Origin of the sequence: Dyadobacter chenhuakuii (assembly GCF_023821985.2) — a bacterium.
GTDB lineage: Bacteria > Bacteroidota > Bacteroidia > Cytophagales > Spirosomataceae > Dyadobacter > Dyadobacter chenhuakuii.
The window spans coordinates 1,778,137-1,798,248 of record NZ_CP098805.1 but is presented as its reverse complement, the minus strand read 5'-3'; the positions used below and the strand labels follow the sequence as shown (position 1 = coordinate 1,798,248).

Sequence of the window (20,112 nt, the reverse complement as noted above, 5' to 3'; positions counted from 1 at the left end):
TGATCGCATGTTACAAACTGTCTTTTACCGAAAATATGTATTTTTATCGCATTCACTCACCTTAAACATTGGCTGTACGCCTGTTGGTACATTGCCTTGCAAAATCTTAGTTCAAGCAATTGCCTGAGCATGGCATAAGCAAGCGTGTCAGAAACACGCCCGTTATCCGTCAATAAGAAGCAACGTTTTTATTCTGGAATTATCAGTTCCTGCAGATATGAAGCGATTTGATCTGCTGCCTGATTGTGTCCATAACAGGTCCAGTGGTGGTCATAAACGAAAGTCCAGTTGTCCTGTCCGTCGGAGTCGAGGGAGATTGTTTTAAACCCGGCAGCCTTCACCTCATTTTTTATTGCATCGGGAAGTTTTGGATGGAAGACTATAATTTCCATGGCCTCAATAAAGGAGACACCAGACCGGCCAGCTTCAACGAAATTCATTTTAGGGACCTTGGATTTAAGAAGCACATCCTGGTGGCAGTCACTGGGATTCATGAAATTCTCAATGAATGAATCCCCGATAATTGTCACAAGGCTATCATAGCTTACTGGTAATGTGCCTGTCCAGCCGAGTTCGTTCGTTGCCCAGCTATGATTTCCTCCTTTCCAACTGCCTTGTTGATCCGGATTATATCGCTGGATACCGTTGTCGTCTAAATATCTTTTAGGCACCTCACTTGTTAAATGGTAAGCCCTGACAATCGCTTCTCCTATGACAAACCCGCCCAGAAGGAAAATAAAAAATTTCAATAGTAATTTACCCATCTAAAACTGGAAATAAATGAATTGTTGCTGTTTTCCTGTGTAAACGAAGAGTGCAATAACCAAGCAATAATAGAATCCCCACTTAACCGTTTTTGGCCAGTTAAAACCAATTCGTGCGATGGCATAAGGATGCTCACGACCTATCCATTCCACGATAATGAATGCTGCGATGAGAAGCAAAAGCTCTTTCCTGAGCAAGTCAGGAACTGTAAAAAGACTTTTGGAGAAAATCTTACCAATGTATTCAGCAGCATGGCGAATGTTCTCTGCCCGGAATAAAATCCACGCAAAGACGGTCAGGGAAAATGTAGCCAGCATACGGAGCAGATCGCTAACTGTGGGAAATAAACGTCCCTTCGCGACGATCTCAATATGCTCCCGATTGCTTTTTGAAATTAACAATGGAAGAAAATAAATGGCATTGAGTGCGCCCCAGGCCAGGAACGTCCAGTTGGCTCCATGCCAGAATCCACTGAGTAAAAATATGATAAAGGTGTTCCTGATCTTCAATAACAAGCTTCCCCGGCTTCCACCCAGAGGAAAATATACATAGTCCCTGAACCAGGAAGAAAGGGATATGTGCCACCGCCGCCAGAATTCTGCAATGTCCCTTGAAAAATAGGGATACGAGAAATTGCGCAGCAGTTCAATGCCCATAATCCGGGCGACGCCCAGAGCAATGTCGGAATAGCCTGAGAAATCGCCATAAATCTGCATGGTGAAGAAGAATGCGCCTAAAAGTAATGTGCTTCCGGAGTGGTCTTCATGGTTATTGAAGGCCAGGTTGGCCAGCTCGGCGCAATTGTCGGCTATGACGATCTTTTTGAAAAGGCCCCAGAGAATCTGTCTTAGCCCATCGGTGGCCTGGGCATAGCTAAACACTCTTTTTCGCTGAATTTGGGGCAAAAGGTGGGTAGCCCTTTCTATGGGACCAGCAACAGGAAGCGGAAAGAAACTGACGAAAACGGCATAATCAATGAGGTCTTTTTCCGGCTTGATCTGATTTTTGTAGATATCAATGACATACGACAAACCAGGACGAGCCAGAGTTTCCTCACACGCGGATCTGTCGCATTCCCCATTTTCAGGCCCGTGAAATAGTCGAGCGCGATCGAGAAAATTAGCAGGAATACGAATCGATAATCCCAGCAAGCATAAAAAAATAAGCTAAAAACTAATATAATAATGTTCTGCAGTCTTAGACTATTTCGCGCAAGGATCTCAAACCTAAACCTTCGCCCGAACATTCTCGCTGCTTTTTCTGCGGTCAGTTTCACGCGTTGCTGCCGTGTTTCTGGCCTTTTGGCATCTGAGATCCAGGTTAAAATAAGGCGCTTGGCTGATGGTGGGAAAGCAAGGAAGTTTTTAAGCGCGACCTCATTTTGATCGAGTAATTCCTGCAAATCAGCGGGAATAACGTTGTTTTCCGCGTCCACGAGGGCGTCCCAGGTTCCTGTTTTTTTCGCGAGGTCAATGAGTGCCTGCCCTTTTGGTGTCATCAGCCCGGCTGCTGTTAACTGCTCGACACGTTCCTTGTTCACAGCGCTCCATTTGCCCGCTGCTTTTCGCGGCGTGTACATTTGGTATGTGCTCTCTTTGTCGCGCTTCACGGATTTGGAGTCGATCCAGCCGAAACACAATGCTTCTTCAACAGACTCTGCATAGTATACGCTTGGCGTTTTGCTCGATTTGTGATAAATGATAAGCCAAACGGATTGCGCCGTTTGACCATTTTTTTGCAGCCATTCACGCCACTCCTCTCTCGTAGGTGCGTAGAAGGCATTGATGTCATTTTTCGTTTCCATGATAGGCAAATGGGCTTGATCAGACATTTTTCTTCTCGTTTGAGGTTAACTATTATTTCCTTACAAAAATAAGAGCGGCCTGTGACAGCCTTATGTCAGGGGTGTTATGTTATTTCAAGAATTCTGTAAATATTCTTGCGAACAACACGTTCCGACTTTCTATTATGATCATCCAATGCCTAAGACGACTAAGTTAATGACTGTCAGCCAAACTTAGCCGTCTTAGTGATCAGGAATTAGGAGATTGCCATGCGAATCGCTCTTTGCACCGGACTGTTTCCGCTGATATGCAGCTCATTTCGGGTCAGTAACGGCGGCTGCGCCATAAACTTCGGGTTTTGACCGCGATGCGGTTGAGCCGCATGGGCGATAAATGGATGGCAGAGGTAAACTGTTCCCGCCTTACCCGTTGCCAGCACCTCGTCGCGGACCGGAAATTTATCCAACTCATTTGCCAGATCCATAAACCCAAGGCCTTCTTCGCCTTTTGTGGCCAGTAACCGGGCAACATCCATATGCGAACCAACACGGATGCGTGTAGGCGCATCATTCTGACCAACATCTGAATACAGGAAAAGCATCAGCAACGCGCGGCCTCTTGAATTCACATTGACCCGCCATTCGAAAAAGTTAGCCGGATCGCTGCCCGGAAAACTGGCGTCCACGTGCCAACCCGTGTCGCCCGGATCTTCATCAGATGGAAAACGAACCGGAAAAGTGCCCATACTCATGCACGGGAGCCAATTACCGGCACCAACCAATTGATCAAAAGCGCTATGTAACACCGGCGTGTTGGCGGATTGGACAAAGGGCTCCTGCGAATACATGCCCAGCCGCACCACCGGCTTCGTCCAGCTCGCCGGATCCTGCCGGTTAAAGCCCAAATCGGCCCACAAAACATCCCTGGCAGCCTTGGCTAACTCGTCAGAAAAAGCATTGTTTATGCGGACAAAGCCTTTATTTATAAAATCATAAATTTGATTATCATCTAATATCTCTCCCATAACATTGTTTAAAATTGGATCAAAAAGCAGGACAAGCCGCCCGCATTCAGATCCGGTTTTTGGAAATTGTAAATGCACAATGAAATATTCCCTTCAAAAAAGGGAGCGCGCCGGGGTTGACGCTTGGAGAAATATCAGAGTGTTGGAGTCATCCTCATAGTGACAAATCTAAAAATCTACCCGAAATTTCACAAGAAAAAAGGGGTTGAAATTCAGGCATGATTTGTTTGACATTTCTATTAATCGACCAAATTAGATTTTAATAAAACATTTATGGAAGCTGATACGCAAGGGAAAAAGGCCATTAAATTCGGAGCAAGCGGCTTCGTCGGCAATTATATATTGGAAGGACTTTTGAATGATCCCGACTACGACCAGGTAACCGTTGTAGTACGCAAAAATTTAAATCTGTCCCATCCAAAGCTCGTAACATTGATAGGAGATTATCATTCTCTTCCCAGTCTGAAAGACCAGATCGTTGCAGACGAAGTATTTATTTCGCTCGGAACCACGAAAAAGAATACACCTGACCAGAAAATCTATTATGAGGTCGATCACGATTACCCGGTCCTGGCAACACAGATTGCGAAAGGAAAAGGAGCGAAATCTGTTTTTCTGGTATCAGCTGTCGGGCCGGATGCAGGTTCGAGCATTTTTTACGTCCGGACGAAAGGAGAGACAGAACGTGACGTCGTTGCCCAGGATCTGCTCCATACCCACATCTTCCGCCCGTCCATGATCATGGGAGACCGTCAGGAAAGTCGCCCAATGGAAAAAATATTCATCAAATTATTCTCCCTGCTCAACCCCCTCCTTATCGGCCCTGCCCAGAAATACAGAGGAATCAAAGCAAAAGACATCTCCAAAGCAATGCTATTAGCCGCCAAAAAGCCTGCGGGAAAAGTGAAGGTTTACGAATGGAAAGAGATGAATGAATTGCTGTAATTTTTGCTGAGAAGAAGGTGGAGAGGTCGTCCGTATAACAGCATTCGTGATCACTTTGGCAAACAAGGAATCCATGCTGGAAGATGCGGTCAGCCACAAACATGCCAAATCCGCCTGTCTCTTCGTACAGGATTTTTTTCAATCCCAGCGGGATAAAATATTGGTAGCATAGCATTACGACCCGCAATGAACTAATCCCGGAGGGATGCAACGACTTGTAAGACGTTGCATCCCTCCGGGATTAACAAAAGGATTTGTATTCTTTTTGCTACCAATATGGTATCCCTCCGGGATTTTCAGGTAACCAACATCGCATCTCGCCAAGATCATTCAATCCCAGCGGGATAAAATATTGGTAGCATGGCATTACAACCCACAATGAATTAATCCCGGAGGGATGTAACGTCTTGCAAGTCGTTGCATCCCTCCGGGATTAACAAAAGGATCTGTATTCTTTTCGCTACCAATATGGTATCCCTCCGGGATTATAACAGGCTCTGGATTTTTTTTGCTACCGATATGGTATCCCGCTGGGATTTTCAGTTAACCAGCATCGCATTTCGCCAAGATCATTCAATCCCAGCGGGATAAAATATTGGTAGCATGGCATTTCAACCCACAATGAATAAATCCCGGCGGGATGCAACGACGGGTAAGACGTTACATCCCTCCGGGATTAACAAAAAGGTTTGTATTCTTTTTTGCTACCGATATGGTATCCCTCCGGGATTAATAAAGGCTCTGGATTTTTTGCTACCGATATAATATCCCTCCGGGATTTTCAGGTAACCAACATTGCATCTTGCTAGCATCATTTCAGTTCCAGCAGCGTTTCGTGGCCGTTGATGGCTACCCAGGTGCCTTTTCTTTTGATGTAGACATCTGAATAGACGTTTTTTCCTTTGAGGATTTTTTCTTTGTCCCTTAATACGAAGCTGGTGTAGGCGGTTAGTAGGCCAACATTGTTGACGATTTGTAGATCCATGCTGTCGATGGCGACGTTGATGATCTGGCGGTCTGGTGTCAGGAGGTCTTTGATGACGTCGTTTTTAGAGAGCTTTTTGCCGGTTTGTGAGATCATGATGAAATCGTCGGCTAAAATTTTGCTTACTGCGGCGGTGTCGCGTTTTGGGTATGATTGCAGCCATTGGGTGTTCAGCTGCTTGATGAGCGCGCTGTCGTCGCCCTGCGCAAAAACAGTTGTTGCGGAAAGCAGCGAAAGGCACAGGATGATGTTCAGGGATTTTTTCATTGTGGTTTTAAGTTGGTTTTAGCGAATGTAGCACATCTAAATGTAGCACATCTATCTGTATCTGCGCTGCCAAATTTTATACCAGTTCTTATTCTTGGGATAATGCCGGTGCGCGGCGCGGTTGTTAACGAAGAGTGCAACCAGAAGCAAAACCAACACGCCGGTCAAAACGGGACTGAAAACGTATTTATATCCCAGACTCGTAATCTTTTCAGAACCAATGTTTGCGATCAACGCCGTAGCACCTCCCGGCGGGTGCAGAGTTTTGGTGATTTGCATAAAAACAATGGATAGCGAAACGGCAAATGCAGAGGCGAGCCATATCTGGCCAGGCATGATCTTGTGGACTGTGACGCCAACGATGGCGCAGATTAAATGTCCGCCGATCAGATTTCGCGGCTGTGCTAGCGGGCTATTAATAATGCCATAAATTAACACAGAAGATGCGCCGAAGGAACCGATCAGGAACACATTGTCGGCTTGGGTGAACTGGCTGTTGTTGATATAACCAATGAGTGCAATGCCTAAGAACGACCCGACAAATGTCCAGAAATGATCATTGAAATCAATGAGGGTTTCCTTGTAAATCACATATCGCGCCATGCGGACATGCTTTCTGAATCGCTTTCTCAAATTTTACTGATTAATTGCTCCCTTAAAAATGCAAATATAACGCCTGGTTGCGCATTCGTTTATGCTTTACCTGGTTGTATGTAGTGAATATTTGGTTAAAAAAGCAAAGGGTCCCGAAGCCGGAACCCTTTGAAAGCACTATTTATGTTTAACTATTGAGATTTTATCCTTATTCCGGAATGGAAGTTAATGCAGGAACATTGTTCTGAAAACCATTGTAACCTTTGTTCTGGTTGATCCGTCCCTGGACATTACCATCGATAGCAGACTGAGGCACAGGCCATAGCACGTGATATGGGCTCATGGTGTATTCATCTGCGTGGCGCGTTTTCACGCCTTTGTTGTAAAAATCGCTTTTCTCCATGACGCGGTCATAGTAATAGTTGTTGTCAGAGAAGCTTTCCATGTTGTAGGTCTTGCCGTTCGGTGCGGGTTTCCCGGTCATGGCGAAAATGTAGGCTACGCGGGTCAGTTCGGTTTTACGCGGTTCTTCGAAATACAGTTCACGCGCACGCTCGTCCAGGATCGTGCCAATGTTGATTTTCGTGGGTGCAAGCGGGCTGCAATTGGCACGCGTGCGTACGGCATTCACATCTGCTGCTGCTTTTACCAAATCACCTTTCCAAGCATAGGCTTCTGCCCTTAGCAAGTAAGTTTCGGCCAGGCGGAAAACGTACCAATCGGTGTTTCCGCCTTGTGGCTGAATGCGTTGCGGATCTTCGACGAACAATTTGTAATTCGGCCAGTCGAACCAGCAGCGGATCGTGTCAATGGTTAGTACTGCACCAGATGCATTGCGGAATTGCAGGTTTTTGCCATAAAAAGGATCATTAGCCTTGATAGCCGGGTTATTGTAAATGATGTCTTCCATACGCGTCCAGTTTCCCGGCGCGTGGCGCAAATCTTTTTTATCATCCCAAACACCGTCCTGCGAATAATAAGTAGGACGCACACGTCCGATCCCGCGACCAATTGTCGTGATCTGGTCGATTTCGATGCCATACGTGTCAATGGTGCCCCGGTTACCAGCCGGTGTATTAATGTTATTATGCCAAAACGGAACGGTGTTGCGCATGATCTGAATGCCCTCCGGAACATTTCCATCCATGTTAATGCGGTCAATCACAAGCATTAAGCCTTCGGTATTGGCGCCTAAGGCCTTGTTCGCGGGGCGGTGCAAATCCCAGATCACATTGCGGTTTGCTTTGCTCGCGTCCACTCCAAAACGGCTGGTCATCAGCTTGTGCGTGCCCCCGTCGATCACGTTACTGGCGGACTTGATGGCATCATCAAACAAGCCCAATGCCAGGTTGATCTTGGTCAGCAAATGGCTTACGGAACCTCTGTTAACCGATCCTTTGTCGGTCACGACCGGAACCCATTTTTCGGCAAATTCCAGATCTTCCTTCATTTTCTTCAAAATCACTTCCCGCTTCGTCGATTGGAAGTCGAGCTTAGGACCAATGACTTCGTCCAGAATCAATGGTACATCACCAAACTGCTGGGTAAGCCGGTAATAGCGTGCGGCGCGGTGGAAATATGCGGCACCAAGAATCTCATTTTTCTCCTGTTCGCTCTTGTAAGTGGGCTGATCAATGCGGGATATGGCCACATTTGCATATTTGATCCCCTTAAAGCCTTCAATCCAGTACCAGCCGATACGGTTGTAGTCGATATGGTTGAGCTGCGCATCGGGGGTAATCAGCAGGTTCAGGTTTTGAGCCGGGCCCGATTTGTCTGTTGTTCCTTCTACGGCAATGTCCGAAAACACAGCTTCGGTCACCATCGGGGGTGCATCGCCATACCATTCAAGTCGCATATTCCGCTCGCAGGCAACCAATGTTGCGCGTAAGCCAGCCGGATCATTAAATGTAATGTCGGGATTGTAAAAAGAGAGCGGCTCGGGTGCAAGCCAGTCTTTTTGGCAGGCGACCATTGTCATGCAGCTGGCAATCAGCGCAGGTGCAAATATTTGTTTTGATCTGTTATATATCGTTTTCATTTCGTCAATTTTTGTAAGAGAATATTACAGGGTTATATCCAGACCCAATGTGAAAATGCGCGGACTCGGCACGGAAATGTCGAGGTTCGTGTTCTTGTCGTTATCCGTTCCGTTTTCCGGATCCCAGAAACTCCAGCTCGATAAGTAACCCAGGTTACGCACGTTGCCATAGATGCGCAGGTTCTGAATGTTAACCTTCTGCACAATATTCTTCGGGATCGTATAAGCCAGTGCTAAGCTTTCAAAACGGAGGAATGATTTGCTGCGGTAAACGGCGTAACCGGTTGCCGATCCTTCGCTTGAATACAGGCGTGCCCATTCGTTATTGCGGTTTTCAGCGGTCCAGTAAGGGAATACATACGAGCTCGAACGGTCAGGAAATCCGGGACGGTTCTTCATTTGGTTGAACTCACCTTTTTGTCCCAGATATGAATACATCATAAATGACGCATCGAAGTTTTTGAAGAGTTTGAACTCGTTACGGAATGTTAGCCTTACCCTTGGGGATTTGTAACCCTGGAAAACCTTGTCATCATTGGTATATTTTCCATCATTATTTACATCCAGGATCTTATGGTCTCCGGGTTTAACTCCGTATTTGGCAGCCGCATCCGCTTCTTCGGTTTGCCATACACCCAGCACTTTGTAGTTCCAAAGCTCGTCCACCGCATGGCCGATAAACCATTTGTTAGTGATATCGTCGGCTTCTTTTTGTCCCGTTACATTTCCTGAGGCATCTTTCACATCAACCATATTTCCATACAGCTTGGCGATCTTGTTGCGGTTCATCTGAACATTCAGTGTGGAGCGCCATGAGAAGTTTTCGCGCTTCATATTGTTCGAATTCAAGCTCAGTTCCAATCCTTTATTATCCACTTGCCCTAAGTTGTCCAATACAAAATCGAAACCCAGCACATTGGGAAGCGCTCTTTTTACGAGCAGATCTTTGGTTGAGGATTTGTAAAGTTCCAGGCTACCGTCAATGATGGTGTTAAACAGCGCAAAATCGAGACCCAAATTGAGTGAGTTGGTGCGCTCCCATTTCAGGTTAGGGTTTTGCATCCGGTCTACATACAGCTGGCTCACCTGAACCACCGTCCCGCCTGAATTTACGTGCAGATATTTGCCTGTCGCCAGGTTGGATAATGCATCGTAACGTCCGATGTCCCTGTTCCCGTTGCTTCCGTAGGAGACACGTAACTTACCATAATTCAGCCAGCTCACTTTAAAGAAGGGCTCATCCGTAAACACCCATCCCAATGCGGCTGAGGAGAAAAGTGCTCTCGGATTTTTTTGTCCGAATGCTGAGTAACCGTCCCTTCTGGTTGAAAGCGTCACCATGTAACGGTCTTTAAACGAATAGAATAAACGCGCCATTAACGCATCCGCAGTGCTGGTTTCATCATTGCTCCACATGATAGGCGCACTACCGCCGCCAATGTTGTGGTAACCCAAAATGTCCGTTGGTGCAAAGCCCTTGTTCGATGTGCTGTCGTCCCACCTTCTGAAACGTTCAGCATTAGCGAGCAGCGTTACATCGATGTTGTGCTTTTCGGCAATGGTCTTGTTCCACTTCAGGATGTTGTCGATTTGCCAGTTGATGGTTTTCGTGTTCCGGCGTGAAGCGCGGCCACCCTCTGCTGCCCATTCCGCGTGCTTGGAAGACTCCGCATTATAGCGGTGATAAAATTCAAATCTCGGCGTAAAATTCGCCTGATAAGTAATGCCGAATGGCAGGCCGACTTTCGCAAAAATTACATTGTTAATGGTCGTAGAACCTTTGTCGCGGTCGGTGAAGCTCGGGGCGTAGTAGGGGTGGTTTCCTCCGCTGGCCTCCTCATTGGGCCGCCATTTGTAAGTCCCGTCCGGATTAAACTCCGATCCCCAAGGTGAGAGGTTGGGAGCGAGGTTATAGTCAACAGGAACCTGGCTTTCGTCACGGTCTGCAAACTGAGTATTGATCCCGACGGTCAGAAATTTGTTCACTTTTCCTTCCAGGTTGATCCGGGCGCGGATCGTGCTGTACTTATCGCCTACAACAATCCCTTCATTATTAAGGTAACCCAATGACATATAGTAAGATACCTTGTCATTTTTGCCCGAAAGACTGATCGTATGATCCTGGCGCAAGGCTTTTTGATAGATCTTGTTATACCAGTCCACGCTGCGGCCTTCTTTGTAATTTTTTATTTCAACAGATTGTAAACCAAGTCGTTGCAGCCAGATGGTTTCCGGGTCACCGGCAGATCCGTCAAATGCGAGCCATTGGTCCACTGTTACGCCTGCGGGCAGGTTGTTGGGATTTGTAAAACGACTTGGCTGAGCGGCTGCATTAATGTTACGCATCACCTCGCCGCGCCAAGTGAGAAAACCGTCCGGACTCAGTACTTCTTGATTTTGAGCGACTTCGGCAAAACCAATGTTGGTGTTTACATTGATGATCGTTTTACCTTCTTTTCCTTTTTTGGTGGTCACAAGAATCACACCACTGGCTGCTTTTGCACCAAAAACAGCAGCCGAGCTGGCGTCCTTTAAAACGTCAACTGTCTCAATGTCATTAGGGTTAATGTCTTCCAGACCACCATAATAGATCGCTCCGTCCAGAACGACGAGTGGTGACGATCCCGCAGTCAGGGAGTTGGCACCACGCACACCTACATTACCACCGCCTTTTGCAGATGCCGAAAACCCAACGTTCATCCCAGGAATATTTCCTCTCAGAACATCCTGTACAGACTGCGGATTTTCGTTTTCAAGCTTCGTGGCGCTGATCTGCGAAACGGCGCCGGTAAGGTCGCGTTTCTTTTGTGTTCCGTAACCAACCACGACCACTTCTTCGAGCGTTTTCTGATCAGTTGATAAGGTAATGTCTACCACGCTGGCTGTTCCCACTTCTTTTTCTTGTGTGAGATAACCAACGGCGGAAAACACGAGTACGGAGCTGTTCGCAGGCACATTGATCTGGTACTTGCCGTCAACGTCGGTGGTGGTGCCGTTTGTTGTGCCTTTAACCACAACAGTCACGCCCGGGATGGGCGAGTTGTCTTCTTTTGACAAAATCCTCCCGGAAATTGCCTTGTCGATGGTGTGATGGGAACCGACTTTCCGGTTTTTAGGCACGTTGATGGCCATTGCAGGGGGCAGTAGCAGCGCTAGCAGCATACTTCCCGTCATCACAGGTCGAAGGAATACTGTATATCCTTTTCTCATTTGTTTGGGTTAGGAAATGTTTCACATTAGCTCGCATTCAGCTTCGCTATATCAATATTTCCAGACGAAATGCTACATTTCTACCCTTACATCCGAAGTTAACTAAGTATAAAGTAGTTTATTAAAACAAAAACCCCGGCAAGAGACGCGCTCTGGCCGGGGTTTTATACTTCATCTAAACTAAATCAGAATCAGTTCATTATCAAATCAGGATCAGTTTTTTGCTTCCTTAACAGCGGTGATCGGGAATTCGCCGTCCTGTGAAACAATGGTTCCTTTCAACGACTCGCCCTCCTGCATCAGGGTAACATTGAGCAAGCCGCCCTGAAAATCCAGTTTGAATGTTATTTTTCCCTGATCAACCACCAATTCTTTCATTTCCATTTTTTCCGTGGAACCAAGCGTGCCGCTTAGCTTACCATCTTTTTCCTCAAAAGTCATTACGCCGGTTTCATATTCAGGCGGAACATTGGTCACTGTGTATTTCCAGCTTCCCACAAGGTCATTGGCTTTTAAAGTGCCGTGGGCCTGCACTGAAAACATACTGATTGCGAAAATCGCAAGGAAGAAGAACTTTACTTTCAACATAGCATTAGGATTAAGTTGTTTAACATGACTAATATACAGCAAATCTGCACACGTCAAAATTAGGGAATCAATCCAGATTACTTCTACCCAATGTTCTATTTTTCCGCAAAATATTACTGAACGAGAGGCCTCACCAACAATGTAAACGGCATTTAATGCGCAAATGCCTCATTGATCAGCGATTGCATGAGCTGCTCCGCACTTCCAGGTTTTAGATTAACGGCATTCTGGCCCGACCAAAAAATACTGAGATCCGTTCGTCCCTGCGCCAGCGCTGCTTCCCGCAACGGTCCCATGAAGCGTGACTGCAACGGAAACGGAAGCACTTCGGTTGCGTAGGGAACTTCTTCGGTAACGCGGTTACGGATCATCCGTCCCATGCGGCCCGTGAGCGATTTGGAAAGAACAGTGTAACGCGACTCGTCCGAAAGAAGCATGGCCCTATGCGCGGGGGTAGCATTGGATTCGTCGGTCACCAGAAACGCAGTTCCGAGTTGAGCGGCGTTGGCACCCAGGGTCAATGCGGCCCTAATGCCGGCACCGTCCGCAATGCCACCTGCTGCTATAATGGGTGTTTTGATCTTGGCTTTCAAATGCTGAATAAGTGCAAATGTGCCTGTTAGTGACTCCGGGGCCGGTTTCAGAAACGAAGGCCTGTGGCCGCCAGCTTCGAAACCGGATGCAACTATGGCATCGACACCGGCTTGTTCCAGCGCCAATGCTTCGTCCAGCGTGGTCGCCGCGCCAACGGTTTTAATGCCCATTTTGCACGCCTCATCGAGTATATCTTTGGACGGAATGCCAAAAATGAAGCTGAAAACCGCAGGCCGCGCTTCGAAAACTGCTTCCACTTGTTTCAGGAATTTGGAAGGAATGTTCGTGTCTAAATCCGGAAGCGGAATACCCAGCGAATCGAAATAGGGCTTAAAAAGCTGCTTTACTTTTTCCAGCTTTTCTGCCGGAAAATTTTCCAGGCTTTGGTCCACATCCGAAACCCAAAGGTTGATATTGTAAGGCTTGTTGGTCTTTGATTTAATCTCCTTATCCACGGCCAAAATCTGTTCAGGAGTAAGCGTATAAGCGCCAAAACTACCCAGCCCGCCTGCATTTGACACTGCCGCCGTAAGCGCGGCATTTGAAAACCCGCCGCCCATCGGCCCTTGTAAAATCGGATATTGAATCCCCAGAAGCTCCGTTATTCTTGTTCGGTTTTCCATTTTTTCAGACACTTAATATTAAACGTTCCTTAACCCAAATGATGTCCCGCAACGTGACCGCCATCCAGATTGATGATTTCGCCCGTTACAAAGTTGCTTCCTGCCAGGTAAAGTGCCAGCTCCGCAACATCACTTTTCTCACCAATGCGATCAACCAAGTGCAGCCGGTCGTGACGGCCCAGTTCCTGATATGTTGCGTTCAAATTTACTTCGTTTGCGGCGTTAATGACAACATTATGCCCGCTTTCCAAAACAATGTGGCGATGATGACACAAAGTAAGTCTGCCGGAAGGCGCCTGTTACGTGACCTAGATCACAAAATGTAAGTTCCTATCTGTGATGGTTGTACAGGCGGCTGAGGGTCTCGCGCGAGACGCCGAGATATGCCGCGATGAGATGCTTGGGGACAAGATTGTAAAGTTGCGGATATAAGGAGAGCAGCTCCTCATAACGTGCTTTGGTATCATTGTTCATGAAGGAAAGCAGTCGTTTTTGCGAGGCTACATAACCTCGGTTTGTGCGCCACCGGAAGAAATGTTCGATTTGGTGCAGTTCGCTGCAAAGTCTTTCGCGGTCGTCACTGGAAAGGCAAAGGACTTCCGCGTCGGTAATGCAGTCTACTGTAATGGTGGCGTTTGTATGGTTGTACATGGCGGCGTAATCCGATGTCCACCAGGTGGGCATGGCAAATTGCAGAATGTATGTCTTGATGTCGTCGTTGACAAAAAATGCTTTCAGGCAGCCTGAGATCACAAAATATTCATGCACAACCGGTTTTCCGGCCTGAATCAACGCTTCGCCTTTTTTGCACGACAGGGATTTGAAATGGGAGAAGAAATAGTCGAACTGCTCGTCGGTGAGGCTGGCTGCCTGGGCGATATGTTTCCTTAAAATTTCTTTGGCTTCTATGTTTCCGCTCATAAATTGGTCTTTTTGCAGATCTCCCTTAAATTTAAATCCAAAAGTATTTTATATAATTAAACTGCGTTTTCCAAGCATGCATTCTTTGTTATTTTTAATAGGGCTCGCTTTTATCGGCATTTCGTGCGGCGGAGAGCGCGGGCCTTTGAAAAATAAGAAAGAAAAAACCGTTGAGACCATTGATGCGCTGGGGGCATTGCCCAAATACGTCACAGATCCGCCCGGAAACAAATCAACTCCCGAAAAGATACGGTTGGGCAAACTGTTATTTTTTGATCCCATCCTGTCGGGAAATAAAGATGTTTCCTGTGCAACCTGTCACCAGCCCGAGTTCAATTATGCGGAGTTTTTGGAGACGTCGATCGGCGTCAATGGCCACGGAACGGGCAGTAAGAGGAAGTTTTCGGAAAAGAACGACATACCATTTGTAAAGAGAAACTCGCAGAGCATAGTTAATACAGCGTTCAACGGCATTAAAAATGGAGAAAGTTATGATGCCGAGACTGCGCCGATGTTCTGGGATTTGCGGGCGAAGGGTCTGGAAGAGCAGGCGCTTATTCCGGTTCGTACATTGGAAGAAATGCGCGGACATTCCTACCCGGAAGATAAAGTGATCGACCAGATTGTGGCGCGGATCCAAAAAGTCCCGGCTTATAAAAGTCTCTTTCGCGAAGCATTCCGGGAGGACGCGAACCCTGTTAATGTCGTGAATTTGACCAAAGCCATTGCTTCCTACGAGCGTACGCTTATTGCCAATAACTCGCGGTTTGATCAGTATATGCGCGGAGATAGCAGCGCATTAACGACCGGCGAGAAGGAAGGGCTGAATCTTTTTCTGAAAACGGGCTGTGCCAAATGTCATTCCGGTCCCATGCTGTCGGACTACAAGCTGCATACCCTGGGCGTTCCGGATTCGCAAAACAGGAAAGAAACGGACGCAGGCGCCAATAATGATTACGCTTTCCGGACGCCTTCACTCCGTAACCTGCGTTACACCGGCCCCTATATGCACAGCGGAAAGTTCGCGACGCTTGAACAGGTTTTGCAGTTTTACGAAGACATTGCAGGCGGGAAAATCCCGAACCCGAATGTCAAGCCCAGCCAGATCGATACATTGGCGGCTGATATGGATGTTAATTTCAGGGATATTTCCCGGATCGTGGAGTTTCTGAATGCGCTGAATGACGATAATTTTGATAAATCCGTTCCGGAGCGCGTCCCCAGCGGTCTACCGGTGTCGGGGTTATGAGGTAGAACTTCGACGCGTGGCGCTTTACCATCATGTCAAACCAAAACTCAGATCCCATGAATTATATTGACAGAAAGACATTTCTGAAAGAGTTATCCCTGCTTGCGGGCGCGTCTGTCGTATACGGGCAAGCGGGCGCGGCGGAGTTCCGGAACAAAGCGAACTTCAAACTTGGATTTGTAACTTATCTGTGGGGAAAAGATTGGGACCTGCCTACATTGATCAAAAACTGCTCGGATACGAAAATAAACGGCGTTGAATTACGCGTCGAACACGCGCATAAAGTAATGCCAGATCTCACTAAGGCAGAACGTGCCGAAGTAAAGAAGAAGTTTGCCGACAGCCCTGTGGAGCTGATAGGGCTCGGTACAAACCAGCAATATGATTATCCGGACCAGGCCAAATTGAAAGCTTCCATAGAACGCACGAAGCAGTTTATCAGGTTGAGTGCTGATGTGGGTGGCTCGGGCGTGAAGGTGAAGCCCAATGCGCTTCATGCTGATGTTCCCGTTGAAAAAACACTGGCACAAATCGGTGCCGCATTGCATGAACTGGCTTCTTACGCGAAGGACTTCGGTCAGCAGATCAGGCTGGAAGTGCATGGCGAAAAAACACAGGAACTGCCAAATATCAAGCAGATCATGGAAGCTGCTGACCATCCCAATGCCAGGATTTGCTGGAACTGCAACAAGGAAGATCTGATCGGCGACGGCTTCCAGCATAATTTCGACCTTGTAAAAAAATGGTTCGGCGACACCATCCACGTCCGCGAACTGAATCGCACGGATTATCCTTATAAAGACCTGCTAAGCAATCTGGGAAAAATGAATTACAAAGGCTGGGTCCTGCTCGAATGTCACACGAATCCCGATGACAAAGTGAAAAGCATGATGGAACAGCGCGCCGTTTTTGACCGGATGGTGAAGGAAGTTTGATCATCAATGGTTTTGCAATAATTATACAAAGCACCGACTGAATTGTGTAAAACTTTACGGAGTGCGCTGTGATACATTTGTAAAAATGAAAACAGCGATGGCTACGATAGTTGAAAACAATATAAAAGAAACCTTTCCCGTGCTGGGCATGTCGTGTGCAGCCTGTGCGGTGAGTGTAGAAAGTATGCTCAAATCCGTCGAGGGTGTGCATGATGCAGGTGTGAATTATGCGACGCAGACGGCCTGGGCGGAATACGATGATACAGTTACACCCCTGGAACTTCAGAATGCGGTCCGCTCCGTGGGTTACGACCTTGTTGTGAATGTGGAAGACCCGCAGCAAGTGCAGCAGGAAGCACAATTAGCACATTATAATGGTTTGAAAAAGAGGACAATCTGGGCGGCTGTCTTATCGCTTCCGATTGTCGTTATTGGCATGTTCTTCATGGAAGGTTCTGCCAGGGCGTTGCCTTATGGGAACTGGATTATGATGGTGCTGGCTGCGCCCGTTGTGTTTATTTTGGGCCGGAGCTTTTTTGTTAATGCTTTCAAGCAAGCCCGTTACGGAAAGGCCAATATGGATACGCTCGTTGCGTTGAGCACGGGTATAGCATTCATTTTCAGCGCATTTAATACGATATATCCGGAGTTCTGGCATGCTCGTGGTTTGCATGCGCATGTGTATTTTGAAGCGGCTGCGGTTGTAATCGCATTTATTTCGCTGGGTAAACTAATGGAAGAAAAGGCCAAGTCCAACACGACTTCGGCCCTGAAAAAACTGATGGGTTTACAGCCTAAAACAGTTACCATCATCAGCGGCGGCACGGAAGCGGAAATTCCGGTTGCAGGAGTGAAGGTGGGCGACATCATTGTAATCAAACCTGGTGAAAAGATCCCGGTGGACGGCATCGCGACGGAAGGCAGCTCGTTTGTGGACGAAAGTATGATCAGTGGTGAACCGGTTGCGGTGGAGAAAAAGGCTGGCGAAAAGGTGTTTGCGGGCACAATTAATCAAAAAGGAAGCTTTCTGTTTGAAGCCACAAAAGTTGGTGGCGACACGATTCTGGCGCAGATCATCAAAATGGTGCAGCAAGCGCAGGGAAGTAAAGCACCGGTGCAAAAGCTGGTGGACAAGATCGCCGGGATTTTCGTGCCGGTGGTCATTGGTATCGCTATTCTGACATTCATCGTCTGGATGGTTTTGGGTGGAGAAGATGCATTTACGCATGCATTACTGACGTCGGTGACCGTTCTTGTCATCGCTTGCCCGTGTGCGCTCGGCCTCGCTACGCCCACTGCTATCATGGTTGGGGTAGGGAAGGGTGCGGAAAATAATATACTTATCAAAGACGCCGAAAGCCTGGAACTTGCACACAGGGTGAATGCCATTATCCTGGATAAAACGGGAACGATAACCGAAGGCAAGCCTGCTGTCACGAAACTGGTTTGGAGTGCAGCAGCGCGGAATAAAGCGTTGTCCGAACAAATTTTATTAGCCATGGAATCGCGCTCCGAACACCCGCTGGCCGATGCGGTTGTCAATCATTTGAAGAAGGAACACGTCGGGAAAGTGCCTTTGACATCTTTTGACAGCATTACCGGCCAGGGTGTTCGGGCTGTAAGTGACGGGGTGACGTATTTTATAGGGAACAAAAAACTGATGTCGGAAGGCGGCGTGGCGATTGGCGATGAGCTGGTAACATTGGCTGAAAAATGGCAGCAGGAAGCGCAAACGGTCATTTATTTTGCTGATAAGACACAGGTTCTGGCAATCATTGCCATTGCTGATAGGGTTAAGGCGACTTCAAAACAAGCCATTGAAAAATTGCAGAAAATGGGCATTGCGGTTTATATGCTCACCGGCGACAACAAGCAAACTGCCGCAGCCGTGGCTGAACAAATTGGTTTACAACATTATAAAGCCGAAGTAATGCCTTCGGACAAAGCAGATTTTGTAAAACAATTACAGGCAGAAGGAAAAATTGTGGCAATGGTGGGTGACGGCATCAATGACAGTCACGCACTGGCGCAGGCGGATGTGAGCATTGCGATGGGAAAAGGCTCGGACATTGCAATGGATGTGGCCAAAATGACATTGATTACCTCCGATCTTAACATGATCCCGAAAGCATTAAATCTGTCCGCCAGAACGGTTAAAACGATCAGACAGAACCTTTTCTGGGCGTTTATCTACAACCTGATTGGCATTCCCATTGCGGCTGGCGTGCTTTATGCCGTGAACGGGTTCCTGCTTGATCCGATGTTGGCAGGTGCCGCCATGGCGTTGAGTTCGGTTTCGGTTGTGGGGAACAGCTTGCGGTTGAAGGCGATGAAATTGTAAGTTTTAGTTGCCTGATGGTCGGGACAACAAGAACCAAAACTTGCGGTAACCCGTTGTAAAAATGTGCATTTGCTTCATTGCGGTGCACATTTTGAACGTTCAGTTACTCGCACCTTGATGAATTCATTCCTTAATAAGAAATACGACAAACCGGTTTTAAAGAAAAATCAGCCGGATGATTCCTATAAATTCCAGCCATTGCCGGCACCCACAGGAAACTATCCTTATCACCTTGATTTAGAGTCGGTTCAGGAATTAAATGACCGTAATAAGCTGGCATTTCACATGCTCGGTGACACGGGAAGCATTCGTAATCCGGATTTTCAAAAGCTCGTGGTTGCCGAAATGATCAAGCAATATCAGCAGACTGATGGCACGGGGAAGGAACCCATGTTCCTGTATCATTTGGGCGACATTGTCTATAATTTCGGAGAAGCAAGTCAGTACAAAAGGCAATTTTTTGATCCCTACCAAAAATATCCCGGCCCTATCTTCGCCATCCCGGGAAACCACGACAGTGATGTAAACCCAGACAGCCGAGTTTCCTACCGAAGCCTGGATCCGTTTAAGGCCGTTTTTTGTGATAAGCAACCGCAAACCGTAAGTTTTAGCGGCGGGGCGGAACGAAAAAGCATGACGCAGCCTAACGTTTTCTGGTCGCTCATGACACCGGTTGCGCGCATTATCGGCATGTATGGCAATGTTACCAAGTTCGGCGTAGTTACCCCGGACCAGCGTAAGTGGTTACTGGAAGAGCTTAGGAGTGCTGATGCTGATCGTCCTGAAAAGGCCATTATTCTCTGTATTCACCACGCGCCCTATTCTGCGGATATTAACCATGGATCGAGCCTTCCGATGATCCAGTTTTTTGACGGGGTTTTCGAGCAGACCGGTGTCCGCCCGGATGTTGTTTTCAGCGGGCATGTTCACAATTACCAGCGGTTTTCGAAGCGATATTTTGATGGCAAAACGGTTCCGTTTATCGTTGCCGGTGGTGGTGGTTATGATGAGCTGCATCCTGTTGCGACCACTTCGGACAGCCGTTTTACAGCCAATAATGCCGCTTTTAATCACGTAACCCTTGAAAATTATTGCGATAACAAGCATGGCTTTTTGAAAGTCTCGCTCGAAAGAACGGAAAAAGGGATCCGCATTACCAGCGAGTTTTACACGCTTCCGCATGAAAAAACGATCGAGCCAGGAATGAATGCCATCCTGGCCGACCGTTTTGTAATAGAAACCTAGG

The 20,112-nt window shown here is 47.3% G+C and carries 17 protein-coding genes; 5 read left to right on the top strand and 12 right to left on the bottom strand.

What is annotated here, in order from left to right:
- Window positions 1–188: 188 nt before the first annotated feature.
- The 4 genes from NFI80_RS07505 to NFI80_RS07490 form a co-directional block, all read right to left on the bottom strand.
- Complete coding sequence (locus tag NFI80_RS07505) at window positions 189–764, bottom strand: alginate O-acetyltransferase AlgX-related protein (protein WP_235163600.1); 576 nt, start codon at window positions 762–764, stop codon at window positions 189–191.
- Window positions 765–1,796 (bottom strand): MBOAT family O-acyltransferase, encoded by a 1,032-nt coding sequence (locus NFI80_RS07500; RefSeq protein WP_235163601.1) that lies wholly within the window; start codon window positions 1,794–1,796, stop codon window positions 765–767. It abuts the gene before it with no gap.
- The gene (locus NFI80_RS07495; RefSeq protein WP_235163602.1) at window positions 1,688–2,596 is read right to left on the bottom strand and encodes a YdeI/OmpD-associated family protein; all 909 of its coding nucleotides are present in this window, start codon (window positions 2,594–2,596) and stop codon (window positions 1,688–1,690) included. The genes NFI80_RS07500 and NFI80_RS07495 overlap by 109 nt, the downstream gene beginning before the upstream one ends.
- Before the next feature lie 209 nt (window positions 2,597–2,805).
- On the bottom strand, window positions 2,806–3,573 hold the full coding sequence (locus NFI80_RS07490; RefSeq protein ID WP_235163603.1) for a phytanoyl-CoA dioxygenase family protein: 768 nt from the start codon (window positions 3,571–3,573) through the stop codon (window positions 2,806–2,808).
- Between the two features lie 273 nt (window positions 3,574–3,846).
- Between NFI80_RS07490 and NFI80_RS07485 the strand changes: the two genes are divergently transcribed.
- Window positions 3,847–4,518: a Rossmann-fold NAD(P)-binding domain-containing protein gene (locus tag NFI80_RS07485; protein ID WP_235163604.1), complete on the top strand. Its 672-nt coding sequence runs from the start codon at window positions 3,847–3,849 to the stop codon at window positions 4,516–4,518.
- An 811-nt stretch (window positions 4,519–5,329) separates the two neighbouring features.
- Here NFI80_RS07485 and NFI80_RS07480 read toward each other — a convergent pair.
- The 8 genes from NFI80_RS07480 to NFI80_RS07445 all read right to left on the bottom strand — a co-directional run bounded on the left by NFI80_RS07480 (window position 5,330) and on the right by NFI80_RS07445 (window position 14,341).
- A complete protein-coding gene (locus NFI80_RS07480) occupies window positions 5,330–5,770 on the bottom strand; it encodes a nuclear transport factor 2 family protein (protein ID WP_235158914.1) in 441 nt (146 codons plus the stop codon).
- A 51-nt stretch (window positions 5,771–5,821) separates the two neighbouring features.
- Window positions 5,822–6,373: an HPP family protein gene (locus NFI80_RS07475; protein WP_235163882.1), complete on the bottom strand. Its 552-nt coding sequence runs from the start codon at window positions 6,371–6,373 to the stop codon at window positions 5,822–5,824.
- Window positions 6,374–6,572: 199 nt separating this feature from the next.
- A complete protein-coding gene (locus NFI80_RS07470) occupies window positions 6,573–8,405 on the bottom strand; it encodes a RagB/SusD family nutrient uptake outer membrane protein (RefSeq protein ID WP_235163605.1) in 1,833 nt (610 codons plus the stop codon).
- 24 nt (window positions 8,406–8,429) lie between these two features.
- On the bottom strand, window positions 8,430–11,615 hold the full coding sequence (locus NFI80_RS07465) for a SusC/RagA family TonB-linked outer membrane protein (protein ID WP_235163606.1): 3,186 nt from the start codon (window positions 11,613–11,615) through the stop codon (window positions 8,430–8,432).
- Between the two features lie 213 nt (window positions 11,616–11,828).
- Window positions 11,829–12,203: a hypothetical protein gene (locus NFI80_RS07460; protein WP_235163607.1), complete on the bottom strand. Its 375-nt coding sequence runs from the start codon at window positions 12,201–12,203 to the stop codon at window positions 11,829–11,831.
- A 152-nt stretch (window positions 12,204–12,355) separates the two neighbouring features.
- Window positions 12,356–13,420 (bottom strand): NAD(P)H-dependent flavin oxidoreductase, encoded by a 1,065-nt coding sequence (locus tag NFI80_RS07455; protein ID WP_235163608.1) that lies wholly within the window; start codon window positions 13,418–13,420, stop codon window positions 12,356–12,358.
- A gap of 29 nt (window positions 13,421–13,449) precedes the next feature.
- Window positions 13,450–13,623, bottom strand: coding sequence for a hypothetical protein (locus tag NFI80_RS07450; protein ID WP_235163609.1), 174 nt, complete (start codon window positions 13,621–13,623; stop codon window positions 13,450–13,452).
- 127 nt (window positions 13,624–13,750) lie between these two features.
- The gene (locus tag NFI80_RS07445) at window positions 13,751–14,341 is read right to left on the bottom strand and encodes a Crp/Fnr family transcriptional regulator (RefSeq protein WP_235163610.1); all 591 of its coding nucleotides are present in this window, start codon (window positions 14,339–14,341) and stop codon (window positions 13,751–13,753) included.
- 76 nt (window positions 14,342–14,417) lie between these two features.
- Here NFI80_RS07445 and NFI80_RS07440 point away from each other — a divergent pair, with 76 nt between their 5' ends.
- From NFI80_RS07440 to NFI80_RS07425, 4 genes are all read left to right on the top strand, one after another.
- The gene (locus NFI80_RS07440; RefSeq protein ID WP_235163611.1) at window positions 14,418–15,590 is read left to right on the top strand and encodes a cytochrome-c peroxidase; all 1,173 of its coding nucleotides are present in this window, start codon (window positions 14,418–14,420) and stop codon (window positions 15,588–15,590) included.
- 56 nt (window positions 15,591–15,646) lie between these two features.
- Window positions 15,647–16,525, top strand: coding sequence for a sugar phosphate isomerase/epimerase family protein (locus tag NFI80_RS07435; protein ID WP_235163612.1), 879 nt, complete (start codon window positions 15,647–15,649; stop codon window positions 16,523–16,525).
- Between the two features lie 97 nt (window positions 16,526–16,622).
- Window positions 16,623–18,866 (top strand): heavy metal translocating P-type ATPase, encoded by a 2,244-nt coding sequence (locus tag NFI80_RS07430; protein ID WP_235163613.1) that lies wholly within the window; start codon window positions 16,623–16,625, stop codon window positions 18,864–18,866.
- Between the two features lie 117 nt (window positions 18,867–18,983).
- Window positions 18,984–20,111, top strand: coding sequence for a metallophosphoesterase family protein (locus NFI80_RS07425; RefSeq protein WP_235163614.1), 1,128 nt, complete (start codon window positions 18,984–18,986; stop codon window positions 20,109–20,111).
- Window position 20,112 lies beyond the last annotated feature (1 nt).

What these genes read in the sequence shown, in the direction of transcription:
- NFI80_RS07435 (WP_235163612.1), top strand. Translation starts at nt 15,647, where the DNA reads ATGAATTATATTGACAGAAAGACATTTCTGAAAGAGTTATCCCTGCTT.
- NFI80_RS07480 (WP_235158914.1), bottom strand. Translation starts at nt 5,770, where the DNA reads ATGAAAAAATCCCTGAACATCATCCTGTGCCTTTCGCTGCTTTCCGCA.
- NFI80_RS07505 (WP_235163600.1), bottom strand. Translation starts at nt 764, where the DNA reads ATGGGTAAATTACTATTGAAATTTTTTATTTTCCTTCTGGGCGGGTTT.
- NFI80_RS07425 (WP_235163614.1), top strand. Translation starts at nt 18,984, where the DNA reads ATGAATTCATTCCTTAATAAGAAATACGACAAACCGGTTTTAAAGAAA.
- NFI80_RS07470 (WP_235163605.1), bottom strand. Translation starts at nt 8,405, where the DNA reads ATGAAAACGATATATAACAGATCAAAACAAATATTTGCACCTGCGCTG.
- NFI80_RS07485 (WP_235163604.1), top strand. Translation starts at nt 3,847, where the DNA reads ATGGAAGCTGATACGCAAGGGAAAAAGGCCATTAAATTCGGAGCAAGC.
- NFI80_RS07475 (WP_235163882.1), bottom strand. Translation starts at nt 6,373, where the DNA reads ATGGCGCGATATGTGATTTACAAGGAAACCCTCATTGATTTCAATGAT.
- NFI80_RS07455 (WP_235163608.1), bottom strand. Translation starts at nt 13,420, where the DNA reads ATGGAAAACCGAACAAGAATAACGGAGCTTCTGGGGATTCAATATCCG.
- NFI80_RS07440 (WP_235163611.1), top strand. Translation starts at nt 14,418, where the DNA reads ATGCATTCTTTGTTATTTTTAATAGGGCTCGCTTTTATCGGCATTTCG.
- NFI80_RS07460 (WP_235163607.1), bottom strand. Translation starts at nt 12,203, where the DNA reads ATGTTGAAAGTAAAGTTCTTCTTCCTTGCGATTTTCGCAATCAGTATG.
- NFI80_RS07465 (WP_235163606.1), bottom strand. Translation starts at nt 11,615, where the DNA reads ATGAGAAAAGGATATACAGTATTCCTTCGACCTGTGATGACGGGAAGT.
- NFI80_RS07490 (WP_235163603.1), bottom strand. Translation starts at nt 3,573, where the DNA reads ATGGGAGAGATATTAGATGATAATCAAATTTATGATTTTATAAATAAA.
- NFI80_RS07495 (WP_235163602.1), bottom strand. Translation starts at nt 2,596, where the DNA reads ATGTCTGATCAAGCCCATTTGCCTATCATGGAAACGAAAAATGACATC.
- NFI80_RS07430 (WP_235163613.1), top strand. Translation starts at nt 16,623, where the DNA reads ATGGCTACGATAGTTGAAAACAATATAAAAGAAACCTTTCCCGTGCTG.
- NFI80_RS07445 (WP_235163610.1), bottom strand. Translation starts at nt 14,341, where the DNA reads ATGAGCGGAAACATAGAAGCCAAAGAAATTTTAAGGAAACATATCGCC.